This is a genomic window from Pseudomonas sp. S2_C03, from assembly GCF_054668405.1.
Genome location: NZ_CP162766.1, coordinates 941,187 through 956,073, shown reverse-complemented (window position 1 = coordinate 956,073; position 14,887 = coordinate 941,187). Strand labels below are relative to the sequence as shown.

The window sequence follows — 14,887 nt, the reverse complement described above, 5'->3', positions numbered from 1 at the left end:
CCCACAAACCCGTGCGCGGCTAAATCGTCGCCCACGGGTTTCGTCTTTTAACCAGCCCAACTCTTTGAACCCCCGCCCTCGTCGGCACTTGCAGTGGAATTGCCCATGACCTCAAAACCCCGCGGAGCCATCAGTGAAGTCCTTGGCCTGCTCAGGCCCTATCGGGTCGTCGTGGTGCTGTCCATCCTGCTCGGCATGCTCGGGGGCCTGTCCATCACGGCGTTGCTGGCGACCATCAATGACGCCCTCAACGCCGAAGGCATTCCTTCACCAAAGGTGCTCGCCACCTTTGTCGGTTTGTGCATCGCGGCGCTGGCGACCTCGATCCTGTCCGACATCGGCACCAACCATGTCGGCCAACACATCATTGCCGGCCTGCGTAAATCCCTGGGGGAAAAGGTGCTGCTGGCACCCATCGAGCAGATCGAGCGTTTTCGCAGCCACCGCCTCATTCCCGTGCTGACCCACGACGTCGACACCGTCAGCGACTTCGCCTTTTCCTTCGCCCCGCTGGCCATCGCCTTCACCGTAACCCTCGGCTGCCTGGGTTACCTGGCTTACCTGTCGGTGCCGATGTTCGCCCTGCTGCTGGTCGCCATCGTCATCGGCACGGTGGTGCAATACGTGGCCCGGGCGAAGGGCATCAGGGGATTCGAGGCCGCCCGTGAAGCCGAAGACGAACTGCAAAAGCACTACAGCGCCATCGCCGCCGGCGCCAAGGAACTGCGCATCCATCGCCCGCGCCGCCAGCGCATGTTCAGCCAGCGCATCGAAGGCACCGCCGACTACATCTGCCACACACACATCCGCTCGATCAATACCTTCGTGGTCGCCAAAACGTTCGGCTCGATGCTGTTCTTCGTGGTGATCGGCCTGGCGCTGGCCCTTCAAGCGTTCTGGCTGGGCACCGACAAAGCCGTACTCAGCGGTTTCGTGCTGGTGCTGTTGTACATGAAAGGCCCACTGGAATACCTGGTGACCACCCTGCCGGTAATCAGCCGCGCCAACATCGCCTTCAAGCGTATTGCCGAACTGGCCGAACAATTCTCCTCGCCGGAGCCGCACCTGCTATTGCGCGAAAACGCCGCCGAAAAGAAAGCCACCGTTCAGCAGCTGCAAATGCGCGACGTGCACTATGCCTTCCCCGCCGTCAAAGGCAGCGCCGCGTTCGAACTGGGCCCGGTCAACCTGACAATCAAACAGGGCGAAATCGTGTTCATCGTCGGCGAAAATGGCGGCGGCAAAACCACCCTGATCAAACTGTTGCTGGGCCTCTACGCGCCGCAACGCGGTGAAGTGTTGGTGGATGGCAAGGTGGTTGGCGCCGAAGGCCGGGACGACTACCGCCAGCTGTTCACCACGATTTTCGCCGACTATTACCTGTTCGATGAACTGGTACAGGGCGACCAGCAAGTGCCGGAAGACGCCAACCGCTACCTGGAACGCCTGGAAATCGCCCACAAGGTCAGCATCCAGGATGGCGCCTTCAGCACCACCGACCTGTCCACCGGCCAGCGCAAACGCCTGGCCCTGCTCAATGCCTGGCTGGAGGAACGCCCGGTGCTGGTGTTCGACGAATGGGCCGCCGACCAGGACCCGACGTTCCGACGGATTTTCTACACCGAGCTGTTGCCCGAACTCAAATACCTGGGCAAGACCATCATTGTGATTTCCCACGATGACCGCTACTTCTACGTCGCCGATCAATTGGTGCGCATGGAAGGTGGGCGGGTCGTCGCGCAACAGCAACCGCTGGCGACAAACGCATGATGAACGATCTGATCGACGACGATGTACTTGCCCTGTTGCTGGCAGACGCCGCAGACCACACCCGGGACATCACCGCCCGGCCCCGTCAGGCGCCGGCTGCCATGTCCTTTGCCCAGCAACGCTTATGGTTTTTGCAGCAACTGGCCCCGGCCAGCGCCGCCTACAACCTGCCACGGGTGATTCGTATCGGCGGCGCGTTGCAGCCCCAGCGCCTGGAGCGTGCGTTGAATCAGTTGCTGGCCCGTCACGACATCCTGCGCACGGCGTTCCGCGAAATCGACGGTGTGGCGATGCAGGTGGTCGATGACCAGGCCCGGCTGACCCTCGACCAGCACGACCTCACGCACCTGGCCGAACAGCCCTGCACCGAGGAGATCGCCCAGCGTATCGAGGCCCAGGCCAACATGCCGTTCGACCTGCGCCAGGCTCCGCTGATGCGCGCCACCCTGCTCAAGGTCGACGCCGATGAGCATCTGTTGCTGATGGACATGCACCACATCGTTTCCGATGCCTGGTCCAACGCGATCCTCATGCACGACCTGACCCGCGCCTTTGTCCACGACCAACCGCTGCAGCGCCCCGCGATGCAGTACGCCGACTACGCCACCTGGCAACGCGGCGAGTACCTGCACAGCGCGGCCTGCGCCAACAGCGCCACGTACTGGCAAAACTACCTGGGCAAAGCGCTGCCGACCCTCGACATGCCGGTGGACTTTTCGCGCAGCGAGCAGCACCGCCATCCGGCCGGCCAGCACGACCTGCGCCTGTCGGCCGAGCTGTGCGCCGACCTCAACCGCTTTTGCCAGCAACAAGGCCTGACGCCGTTCGTGGTCGCCCTGGGCGCCTGGCAATTGCTGCTCAGCCGCTACAGCGGTCAGCAGGACTTCACCGTTGGCGTGCCCAACGCCACGCGCAATCGCAGCGAAACCCAGGAACTGGTCGGTTGCTTCGTCAGCAGCCAGGTGTACCGCGTGCGGATCGACCCGCTGCTGCCAGCCCGCGACTTCCTGCAACGACTGCGCCGCGAATCCATGGCAGCCTTGGACCACGGCGACTATCCACTGGAACTGAGTTTCGATGCCCTGCAATTGCAGGCCAGCGCGCAAGCCAACCCGCTGTTCCAGGTGCTGTTCAACTGGCGCACCGACAGCGTCGCCCACGAACGGATCGAACTCGACTGCCTGTCGCTGGAGTTTCTCGAAAGTGGTCCGGGCCAAGCCAAGTTCGACCTGTCGCTGGATGTCAGCTACTCGCTGCTGGGTATCGAGGCGAGCCTGGAATACAGCCGCGACCTCTACCTGCCGGCGACCATCGCGCGCATGGCCGAGCATTGGGTGAACCTGCTGCGGGCGCTTGTGACTGAGCCGGCCTGTGCCCTGGGAGAACTGGCGCTGCTGAACGACGCCGAACGTCAGGTGCAACTGCACCAGTGGAATCCGCCTCTGTCGCCACCGCCCGAAGAGAGCGTGCATCAGTTGTTCGAACGTCAGGCACGGGCGACACCGGATGCCGTAGCGCTGATCTGCAACGAGCTGACGCTCAGTTATGCACAGCTCAACGCCGCCGCCAACGCAGTGGCCCATGGCTTGATCGCCCAGGGCGTCGGACCCGAGGTGCTGGTAGGCATTGCCGTCGAGCGAAGCGCTGCGATGATCATCAGCCTGCTGGCGGTGTTGAAGGCCGGTGGCGCCTATGTGCCGCTTGACCCCGATTACCCGCAGGAGCGCCTGGGCTGGATGATCGAAGACAGCGGTCTGAGTGTGTTGTTGAGTCAACAATCCCTGCTGGGACGCCTGCCGTCATTACCAGGCGTGCAGATCCGCTGTGTCGATGATCTCGACGTTCCGGGCACATCGAACATGCCCAATCCGCCTTGCCGCACCACCGGCCACAACCTTGCCTATGTGATGTTCACCTCAGGTTCCACCGGGCGCCCCAAAGGCGTCGGCATTACCCAGGCCGCGCTGACTCGCCACACCCAGGTGGCGTTGGCGTTTCTCGGCCTCACGCCAGAGGACCGCTCGCTGCAATTCGCCACGTTCAATTTCGATGCCTTCGTCGAACAGCTTTACCCGGCGCTGATCTGCGGCGCCTCGGTGGTGCTGCGCGGCCAGGACATCTGGGACAGTGCCACCTGGTACCGCGAACTGCTCGACAAACAGTTCACCACCAGCGATCTGACCACCACCTACTGGAACATGCTGGCCAAGGATTTTGCTGCCGCAGGCAATCGCGACTACGGCGCGTTGCGCCAGGTGATCGTCGGTGGCGAAGCGATGCCGCCGGAGGGCGTGGCGGCCTGGGGCCAGGCGGGACTGGGGCATGTAAAACTGCTCAACACCTATGGGCCAACGGAGACGACAGTCAGCGCCACCCTGCTCGATTGCAGCGGCTACGTGACCGGGCTATTGCCCCTTCCCCGCAGCATGCCGATTGGCCGACCGCTGGGCGGACGCAGCATTTACCTGCTGGACAATGGCGGCCAACCGGTGCCGGTAGGCGTGGTCGGTGAACTGGTGATTGCCGGCGACCTGCTGGCGCGAGGTTATTTCAAGCGCCCGGACCTCACCGCCGAACGCTTCATGCCCGATCCGTTCAGCACCCCGGGCGGGCGTCTGTATCGCACCGGCGACCTGGCGCGCTATCGCGCAGACGGGGTGATCGAATACGTCGGGCGACTGGATCATCAGGTGAAGATTCGCGGTTTTCGCATCGAGTTGGGCGAGATCGAATCCTGCCTGCTGCAATCGACGGCAGTGCGCGAGGCCTTGGTGGTGGCGCGTGAAGGGTCGGCCGGCATGCAACTGGTTGGCTATGTGGTCCTCCACGACGCGACCTTGAGCGAGCAGCAACAATTCGAACTGCGCGACTCCCTCAAGGCCGAGCTGAAGGCCACCTTGCCGGGCTACATGGTGCCCACGTACCTCATGGTGCTGGCCGCCATGCCGGTAAGTCCTAACGGCAAACTCGACCGCAAGGCGCTGCCGCTGCCGGAGCTTAGCCAGTCCCAGCGCCCCTTCATCGCTCCCGAAACGCCTCTGGAACAGGGTTTGGCCCAGCTCTGGCAGGAAGCGTTGCAGATCGAACGGGTCAGCCTCGACGACAATTTTTTCGAACTGGGCGGCCACTCGATCCTGGCCATCCAGTTCATCTCGGCGCTGCATGCGCGCCTGGGCATCAAGCTGGCGCTGCAACAGATGCTGGCGCACCCGAGCATCGAGGCACTGGCGCGATTCATCGCCCTGGAGCACCAGCAGACTGTGCGATGCGTGGTCGAGTTGAATACTTCCACGCCGACAGCCGCCCCCCTTTTCTGTCTGCACCCCAGCGGCGGCATCGTGTTCTGCTATCAGCCGCTGGCGAAAAAACTCGGCCCCCATGCCCGGACCTATGGCGTGATGCACAAGGGGTTCGCCAACAAGGACGCGAACCCGCAGGGCTGGGCCGAAATGATCGATGACTACAGCGCGCAGATCATCGACAAGCAGCCCTACGGGCCTTATCGACTGATGGGCTGGTCGCTGGGCGGTGCGATTGCCATGGATGTGGCGGCGCACCTTGAGCGCCAAGGTCATGAAGTGGCTTTCCTCGGTCTGGTCGACACCACCCTGCCGGACCGTTACCTGCCAACCGATCTGCCGCGCAAACCACTGGAAGAAGACAACCCCGACCACCTGAGCCCGGAGAACGAACTGCTGGCGACGCTGGAAGTGTTCAGCCTGATGTTCGTGCATCTGGAAGAAGCCGCCTCGGCCTACGTCGCCGAACATCCCGGCACTGACCTCAAGGCGTTCTACCGCTGGGCCAGCGCGCAGACGGCCACCGGCGAACAGGAAATGATCGCCACCCTGGAAGGCATCAAGCAGGAAATCATGAACGCCCAGGCCTATGCGATTCATGATCGGCTGGTCGATGCGTTCGACGCCTTTACCCTGCCGATGCTGAAGGTCCAGGCCAGTTGCTGGTGGTCGCTGTCGCACAAGAGCCTGGAGCAGGTGTTGCATTCGGAGCATTTGCTCAGGGCTCACAGCGTGAGTGGGCAGTTACAGCGCTCGATCCATTCGCCACTGCCGCACAGGAGCATGATCTACAGCGAGGCATTATTGGCGTCGTTTTTTGAGGTGTTCTTGCAAAGCCTGTAAATCCCCGACCCTCTGGAGAATCACCGCAAACCCTGTAGGAGCTAGCTTGCTAGCGATGGTGGTTAACGATAACGCCGGCAGCCTGATACCCCGCGGGGCCTGGTCTTCCATCGCGAGCAAGCTCGCTCCTACAGAATCACCGCCGTCCCTGTGGGAGCGGGCTTGCCCGCGATGGTCGTCAACGATGACACGGGCGGCCTGATACCCCGCGGTGCCTGGTCTTCCATCGCGAGCAAGCTCGCTCCTGCAGAATGTTTGGTGTCACAAATATCCAGGGGCCCACCGCCCCTGTAGGAGCTAGCTTGCTAGCGATGGTGGTTAACGATAACGCGGGCAGCCTGATACCCCGCGGGGCCCGATCCTCCATCGCGGGCAAGCCCGCTCCTACAGAATCACCGCCGTCCCTGTGGGAGCGGCTTGCCCGCGATGGTCGTCAACGATAACGCGGGCGGCCTGATGCCCCGCGGTGCCCGACCCTCCATCGCGAGCATGCTCGCTCCTACAGAATCACCGCCGTCCCTGTGGGAGCGGGCTTGCCCGCGATGGTCGTCAACGATGACGCGGGCGGCCTGATGCCCCGCGGGGCCTGGTCTTCCATCGCGAGCATGCTCGCTCCTACAGAATATTTGGTGTCACAAATATCCAGGGACCCACCGCCCCTGTAGGAGCTAGCTTGCTAGCGATGGTGGTTAACAATAACGCGGGCAGCCTGATACCCCGCGGTGCCCGATCCTCCATCGCGGGCAAGCCCGCTCCTACAGAATGTTTGGTGTCACAAATATCCAGGGACCCACCGCCCCTGCAGGAGCTAGCTTGCTAGCGATGGTGGTTAACGATAACGCGGGCAGCCTGATACCCCGCGGTGCCCGACCCTCCATCGCGAGCAAGCTCGCTCCTATAGAATCACCGCCGTCCCTGTGGGAGCGGGCTTGCCCGCGATGGTGGTTAACGATGACACGGGCGGCCTGATGCCCCGCGGTGCCTGGTCTTCCATCGCGAGCAAGCTCGCTCCTACAGAATGTTTGGTGTCACAAATATCCAGGGACCCACCGCCCCTGTAGGAGCTAGCTTGCTAGCGATGGTGGTTAACGATGACACGGGCGGCCTGATGCCCCGCGGGGCCCGATCCTCCATCGCGGGCAAGCCCGCTCCTACAGAATCACCGCCGTCCCTGTGGGAGCGGCTTGCCCGCGATGGTCGTCAACGATAACGCGGGCGGCCTGATGCCCCGCGGTGCCCGACCCTCCATCGCGAGCATGCTCGCTCCTACAGAATCACCGCCGTCCCTGTGGGAGCGGGCTTGCCCGCGATGGTCGTCAACGATAACGCGGGCGGCCTGATGCCCCGCGGTGCCTGGTCTTCCATCGCGAGCAAGCTCGCTCCTGCAGAATGTTTGGTGTCACAAATATCCAGGGGCCCACCGCCCCTGTAGGAGCTAGCTTGCTAGCGATGGTGGTTAACAATAACGCGGGCAGCCTGATTCCCCGCGGTGCCCGATCCTCCATCGCGAGCATGCTCGCTCCTACAGAATCACCGCCGTCCCTGTGGGAGCGGGCTTGCCCGCGATGGTCGTCAACGATGACGCGGGCGGCCTGATGCCCCGCGGGGCCTGGTCTTCCATCGCGAGCAAGCTCGCTCCTACAGAATGTTTGGTGTCACAAATATCCAGGGACCCACCGCCCCTGTAGGAGCTAGCTTGCTAGCGATGGTGGTTAACGATAACGCGGGCAGCCTGATACCCCGCGGTGCCCGATCCTCCATCGCGGGCAAGCCCGCTCCTACAGAATGTTTGGTGTCACAAATATCCAGGGACCCACCGCCCCTGTAGGAGCTAGCTTGCTAGCGATGGTGGTCAACGATAACGCGGGCAGCCTGATACCCCGCGGTGCTTGGTCTTCCATCGCGAGCAAGCTCGCTCCTACAGAATCACCGCCGTCCCTGTGGGAGCGGGCTTGCCCGCGATGGTCGTCAACGATAACGCGGGCAGCCTGATACCCCGCGGTGCCCGACCCTCCATCGCGAGCATGCTCGCTCCTACAGGGCAAAAAAAACGCAGAAGCTGGGCTTCTGCGTTTTTTGTTTCAACCGTGCTTCAGTGCATCAAAACTCCGGCGTGTACTTCACGCTGAACATCACGTTGCGTGGGTCGCCGTAGTTGTTGTTGCCGTCGAGCTGGTTATAGCCAGCGGTGAAGTACGTCTTGTCGAACAGGTTGTTGGCGTTCATGGCCAGTTCGATTTCCGGTGTCAGCTGGTAACCGACGCGAGCGTTCCACACGGCATAACCAGGGACGTTGACGCTGTGATTGAAGCCAAGGGTGTGGGTTTGCGCGGTGAAACCCAGGCCAGTGCTGACACGGTTCCAGTCGCCAGTCCACTGGTAGTTACCCCACACGCGCACCATGTGTTTCGGTGTCCACCAGCTGAAAACCTTGCCCTCGTTAGTGGCATCCTCCAGGTATTTGGTGGTGTTGTAGGTATAGCCGGCGAAGAGTTGCAGGTTGTCGATCACTTCGCCGCTGATTTCGGCGTCGATACCTTGGCTACGAACCTTGCCCGAGGCCGTTGAGCAGTACCAACCGTCGCAGGTCTGCGGACCATCCTCATTGAGCACGGCACGGTTTTCCTGGTCGTAGCGGAACAGCGCCACCGACGTGTTGACCCGGCCATCCATCAACTGGCCCTTGAGGCCAATCTCGTAGTTGGTGCCAATGATCGGCTTGATCACGGAGCCGGCGGTATCGCGCTCGGTCTGCGGGGTGAATACGTCGGTGTAGCTGGCATAGACCGCCCACTCGCGACTCAGGTCGTACACGATACCGGCATAGGGCGTGACTTCGCCGGTTTCGTTGGTCTTGCTGTCAGGATTGGCAGTCAGGCTGGTCGCATCCTGGCTCCAGGATTTGTAGCTGTAGTCGTACCAACTGACCCGTGAGCCGACAACCAGTGTCAGATCATCCACAGGCTTTACGCGCCAGCTCCCGTAAAGGCCTTTCTGGCGGATGTCGTATTTACTCGGTGTGCCGAAACCGCCCGCATCGAGCAAGCTTTCATAACTGATTTCAGGACGGTCATGATCGATGTCGAAGATGTTGCCGGAGCCATCACCAAAGGTACGAGCGTACTTGTCGTCTGAGCGGTACTTGGAATAGTTGCCGCCGATCATGACTTCCTGCTGCATCGACAAGGCTTCGAACTTGCCGGTGAGGTTCATGTCCAGACCCAGTTTGGACGAGTCGGTATCGGTGACAAAGTCCGCGTATTGCAAGCCGCTGCCGTCGGGCTCAAGACCATCGCCAAAAGCTTGCGAGCGCTGGTTTTTCGCCTTGTTGGTTTCGCTCATGTGCACAGCGCCGACCTTGAACGCCCAGTTTTCGTTGAAGCGGTGTTCCAGGTCGGTATAGAGCGTGGTGACGTCGATGTCGGTGTGGTTCCACTTCGCACCGGTGTAGGTGGAACGTGGGATATCGACGGGTTTGCCATCAGCGTAACGTGGGAAGCCCCGAACGTTGCTGCGCGAAGTGCCGTCGGAGTTACTGACGGCAAAGCCCAGGGTGGTGTCTTCGCTCAGGTCGAAATCCAGTGCGCCGTAGAGCGAAGTGGTCTTGTACCACTCCTTGTCGACGAACGAGTGGCTGTTGTCCTGATCGGCGACGAAGCGGCCACGAATGGTGCCAGCCTGGTTCAGAGGACCGCCCGCATCCAGTTGCAGGCCATAATGATCCCAGGAGCCAGCCTTGCCGGTGAGGGTCACGGTCGGCGCAGCCTGGCCGCGCTTGCGCACCAGGTTGACCGCACCGCCCGGGCTGCCGGTGCCCTGCAACAAGCCGGAGGCGCCCCGCAGCACTTCCATGCGGTCAAAGAAGATCAGGTCCTGGGTTGCCCAGTTTCCCAGGGCATAGGTGTTACGCGGGATCGGCACACCGTCGTATTGCCAGTCATCGATCTGAAAGCCTCGCGAGCTGAGGATCAAACCCCGCCCCACCCCTTGCGCGCCAACCAGACCGGTGGTCTTGTTGGCTGCGTCCTTGAGATCGACGATGTCCTGGTCGTCCATCTGCTTGCGGGTCATCACGGTGACCGATTGCGGAATCTCCTTGAGGGTGTGGGTGCCCTTGCCAATGGTCACGGCGTTGGAGGTGTAGGAGTTGGAATTCTCGGTCGTGGCGTCCACCCGCTGGCCGCTGATGGTGGTGGCGCCCAGCTCCAGGCTTTCGCCCGTGGCGCCGCGCACGAGCATCAGCGTGTTGCCTTCGAAGCTGTAGCGTACGCCGGTGCCCTTGAGCAGCTCGGCAATCGCCGCTTCCGGGGTGTATTTGCCGCTGACACGCGTGCTGCGCAGGTCGGCCATCTCGCTGGCGTCGTAAATCACCTGGCGGTTGGTCTGGTTGCCAAACGCCTTCAGGGCCTGGGGCAGCGACTGCGCCGGAATGTTGATGGCGAATTCTTCCGCCAGGACCTGCGCACTCAATGGCAACAGGCAAGCCATGCCCAACCCGGCCAGCGCGTGGCGCGAGCGAATGCTTCGGGACATGACCAAAGCCTTGAACAGAGGTTTGAACTCATGAATTGCTGACATCGTGCTCTCTATTATTGGTAGAAGGATTGGACGGCCAACCGTTGCCTGGACCTTCGACCGGACCCCTCCCCGGGTATCGGTCGTCCGAACAACGGAAAAATTCTTGTAGCGCCGCACGAACCCTGAGGCAGTTCTACCTGCCCGGTTTTGCGTGCTCACAGAAGTGAGACGCAGCACCGGGGAAAAACCGGAATGAGTTTATTTATCATTTGTGGATTTTTTGTAAAAAGCCCCCGATGGACCCCATTGCCCTGTAGGAGCGAGCTTGCTCGCGATGGTCATTAACGATGACGCTGGCTGCCTGGTGCCCCGCGGTGTCCGATCGTCCATCGCGAGCATGCTCGCTCCTACAGAGGATTGTGTTTAACCGTACAGGGGAATTATCGGATGGCGCCTACAGGTCTTTGTAGGCAAACTCTGATTCTTGCTGTTGGGCAATTTGATGCCTTGTTCCGCGTTTCTTTGGCGGGATAGTCTCGGGTCGTCGCTGAGCATTCAGCGGTCGGGTGTGGTAACCCGAGAAACCAGCGCGACAGTGCATGAGTCATGAACACAGGCAGTTTTCATTGCCTGTGTTTTTGATATGGCGGCTGTGCGTGGGACGCCCTTGGGCGTGCCGGTTTCCTTGGTTTCCGGTTTACCACCCTGCGTGCAGCTGCCACCCTTTCGTGTGGTAACGAAATGGCAGCTCCTCAAACCTTGGAGCTAAATCAATGAAAAGCACAGATGCCTCTTACCCCGGAGACCTCAAAACCATCGGCCTCACCCCGCTCATCTACTGCGAAAACCAACCCCTGTTCCACGTCACCCGCGACGTTCCCCTGTGTGACGCCCTGGCCATGGCCTCCGACTTCCTGTTCCTCGCCAAAGGCCTGACCCAGGACGCTGCCTACGCCCGAGACTCCGACCGACACGCCTGGGCCGCGCATTACCTGACGCAGATGGGTAAGGCGTTGGTGGATGATGTGGTGAAAGTGCTGGAGCCCGTGCCAGAACGAACACAAGCCGAACCCAAGAAATAAACCTGCCTCCCCCTGTAGGAGCGAGCTTGCTCGCGATGGTGGTTCAGGCAACGCTGGTTGTCAGACAGTCAGCGTCGCCTGAACCACCATCGCGGGCAAGCCCGCTCCCACAGGGGCAGTGTCCGTCAGTAGATATTGGGGGGGACTGTAAGATCGTTATCGCGAGCAAGCTCGCTCCTACAGGGCCTTCGCCTCCTGCAACTGCCGCACCAGCAAAGCCTTTTCCTCCGGGCTCATGCCGTCCAATCGCAACCTCGCCTGGGCGATTTTTTCCAGTTGGCCCGGGACGCTCTCACTCGCCCGCAACGCCTGGGCCAGGCCGGCCACCGTGGGGTGGTCGAACACCAACCCCGGCTGGATCTCGCATTGCAGCAGCTTGCGAATCCCCGCGACCAGCTTGATCACCAGCAACGAATGACCACCAGCCGCAAAGAAATCACGGTCGATGCCCAGGCGTGGCAGGTCGAGCAGTTGCGCCATGCGCGCCGCCAGCAACTGCTCCAGCGCATCGCGCGGTTCCAGGCCAGTCTCATCAGGAGACTGCGCGCCCAACAGCTGCAACGCCTTGCGGTCGATCTTGCCATTGGCCAAACGCGGGAAACGCTCAACCACCTGGATCTGCTGGGGCAGCATGACATTCGGCAAGCGAAGCGCCAGCGCAGAAAGCAGGTCGTCGAGCCACCCGGAAACCGGCATCTCCCTGGCCACGACGAATGCCAGCATGCCCGCGGACGCTGCGGCCCCCGGGAGCACCAACGCCTGTGCAACGTTCGGCAAACGCAACAACTCGGCTTCGATCTCCGCCAGTTCAATGCGGAACCCCCGCACCTTGATCTGCTGGTCACGCCGCCCGTGCAACTGGATCGACAGATCCGGCCGGTAACGCGCCAGGTCACCGGTGCGATACAGCCGCTGCGTGGCATCGAACGGGCTCTGGATAAACGCCTGCGCATCGGCTTCGGCGTTGAGGTAACCGCGGCACAGTTGCGCGCCGCCCAGGTACAACTCGCCCAACACACCGACCGGCGCCAATTGCAGCGCCTCGTCGAGCACGAACACCTGGTTGTTACCCAGCACCTCGCTCAAGACCCCCGAGTCGCCGTCCAGCACCAACGGATGCACCAGCACCCCTACTGTCGCCTCGGTCGGGCCATAGTGGTTGAACACCCGGCAATCGCTGCGCAAACGAGCGATGCGTGTGAGCAAGGCCGGTGCAATGGGCTCGCCGCCCAGAATCAACGTGCGCGGCACGTGCGCCTGTTCGCAGTGGAGCAACGCAGCCAGGTGAGAAGGCACGATTTTCAGGCAGTCGATGGCCTGTTGTTGCACGAACGCGGCGAAGCGGCTGGCGTCCTGCATCTGCTCGTCGCTGGCCACGTGCAGGGTAGCGCCGTTGAACAACGCGCCGAACAAGGCCGTGTTGCCCAGGTCCGCCGCCACCGTGGAGGTGAATCCCACCTGCCGGCACTGCTCCAGCCCCAGTGCGTGGCTGACTTGCGCGGTGTAGTTGAGCAGTTGCCGATGTTCAATCACCACGCCCTTGGGCTGACCGGTCGAGCCCGAGGTGAACAGCACGTAGGCCACGTCGTCGCCCCGGGTTTGCAGTTCAACAGCAGGCTCAATCCCAGACACCGACGAGGCATTAAACAGCGACGTCAGCGTGCTCACCCGCACCCCACTGCCCTGCCACTGTTCCAACTGCCGACCATCGACCAGCAACAGCTCGGCACCCGCCTGCTCCAGCATCAAGGCCTGACGCGCCTGCGGCCATTGCGGGTCCAGCGGCAGGTACGCCGCGCCGACCTGCCACGCCGCCAGCATCGCCACCACCAGGTCGACCGAACGCGGCAACGCCAGCGCGACAATCGCACCACGCCCCAGCCCCTGGGCGCGCAAAGCCTGAGCCAGCGTAGTCACCTGCGCCTGCAATTGCCCGTAGCTCAGACGCTGCGTGGCGTCGGTCAAGGCAATCGCGTCCGGGTTGCTGCGGGCATGTTCGACAATGCGTTGCGGCAGATAACGCGCCTCGACCACGCTCGGTGCCGGGTTGATCGCCAGCAAGCGCTGCTGTTCGTCGGCACCGAGAAGCGACAACTGTCCAAGCAGCGCGCGCGGGTTGGCGACAATGGCGCCCAGCAACACCTTGAACTGGCCGACTAGCCCTCCAATCGCCTGCGCGCTGTAGCGCGAGGCGGCAAAGTGCAGGCGCAGCGCCTGTGCCGCACCGCTGTCATCCAGCTCGGCTTGCATCAACAGTTCCACCTCTCCGGGCGCCGACGGCTGCGGCGACGGCAACCAGTGCAACCCGGCCGTCTCGGCACGCGGCGCACGCCACACGGCGAAACCACAAGCCGGAACCGCGACCTTGGGTGCCAGTTCCGGCGCCCAGTATTCCTGCCAGGTGCGATGTTCATCCAGACGCGCCGCCAATTCCGTCAGCCAGCCATCGAACGGCGCGGCCAAGGGCAGCGCCAGGTTCAGCGGTAGGCTGCGCGTGAAAACGCCCAAGGCGTCGGCAAAATATTCGTAGTCCTCGCGGCTGTCGTGGCGCACCCCGACCAGCATCTGTTCCTGCCCGCTCAAACGGGCGAGCAACAACCACCAGGCCCCTTGCAGCAACAGGCTTTGCGGTTGTTGCAGCGCCGCGCTGGCTTGCTGCAAGCCGACCAGCAGCGCAGGTTCCAGCGCGCTGCTGAACAAGGCGGAAGCCGACTCGGCACTGGCCTTGCGATAGGCCAACCATGGGCTGGACAACTCGACGTCCGCATCCTGCAGGTGTTCCTGCCAATACAACCGGGCACTGGCAGCATCTTCATCGAGCACCACTTCGCTGCGCCATTCCAGGTACTGACCGAACTCGCCTGGCGCATCGTCGCCCTCGGGCAAGCCCTGTTCATACGCCAGGCGCACTTGCTGATAAAGCAGATGCAGACCATTTTCATCGCTGCAATGCCGCGCCACGCCAAACACCAACTTCCACTGCGCATCTGCCAGGCGATACAGCACTGCCTGGGCATTCTCCGACTCGCCCGGCACAAACGAACGCGCCGCCCATTCGTTCAGTTGCGCTTGAATATCAGCCGCCGACTCGATCCGCGCCTGCACCGTCAACGGAAAGCGCCCAACCCCCGCTGCAAACTGGCGAAGACCATGGAACCCCGCTGCCTTGCCCAGTTGCGCGAGCAACATCGGCTGCTGCGCCAGCACGGCATCCAGCGCTGCTTGCAAGCGCTGCGGGTCCAGTCCGCCATTGATGTCCACTTCCAGGAAATGCAAGGCATCGGCGCACACCGAAGCCTTCGGCAACTGCGCCAGCACACGCTGCTGCTCCGGGGTCAGGGCATGCCCCACATCCTGCTGATCCATGGTTACAGG

5 protein-coding genes (1 of these 5 running past the window's edge) are annotated in these 14,887 nt (G+C 62.3%); 3 read left to right on the top strand and 2 right to left on the bottom strand.

The genetic code is table 11. The annotated features are described in order from the left end of the window. Nucleotides 1-105 precede the first annotated feature (105 nt). On the top strand, nucleotides 106-1,770 hold the full coding sequence (locus AB4N64_RS04290; protein ID WP_460122261.1) for a cyclic peptide export ABC transporter: 1,665 nt from the start codon (nucleotides 106-108) through the stop codon (nucleotides 1,768-1,770). Further along, complete coding sequence (locus tag AB4N64_RS04285) at nucleotides 1,770-5,912, top strand: amino acid adenylation domain-containing protein (protein WP_460126595.1); 4,143 nt, start codon at nucleotides 1,770-1,772, stop codon at nucleotides 5,910-5,912. The genes AB4N64_RS04290 and AB4N64_RS04285 overlap by 1 nt, the downstream gene beginning before the upstream one ends. A 2,100-nt stretch (nucleotides 5,913-8,012) precedes the next feature. Here AB4N64_RS04285 and AB4N64_RS04280 read toward each other — a convergent pair. After that, the gene (locus AB4N64_RS04280; RefSeq protein ID WP_460122259.1) at nucleotides 8,013-10,490 is read right to left on the bottom strand and encodes a TonB-dependent siderophore receptor; all 2,478 of its coding nucleotides are present in this window, start codon (nucleotides 10,488-10,490) and stop codon (nucleotides 8,013-8,015) included. A 713-nt stretch (nucleotides 10,491-11,203) separates the two neighbouring features. On the opposite strand from AB4N64_RS04280, the gene AB4N64_RS04275 reads away from it, so the two are divergent. Continuing rightward, the gene (locus AB4N64_RS04275; RefSeq protein ID WP_460122258.1) at nucleotides 11,204-11,512 is read left to right on the top strand and encodes a DUF3077 domain-containing protein; all 309 of its coding nucleotides are present in this window, start codon (nucleotides 11,204-11,206) and stop codon (nucleotides 11,510-11,512) included. 177 nt (nucleotides 11,513-11,689) lie between these two features. Here the strand turns inward: AB4N64_RS04275 and AB4N64_RS04270 are convergent, their stop codons facing one another. Further along, nucleotides 11,690-14,887: the 3' portion of a non-ribosomal peptide synthetase gene (locus tag AB4N64_RS04270; protein WP_460122256.1), read on the bottom strand. It continues 6 nt past the right edge of the window; 3,198 of the gene's 3,204 nt are visible here — the last part of the coding sequence; the start codon falls outside the window, past its right edge; its stop codon occupies nucleotides 11,690-11,692.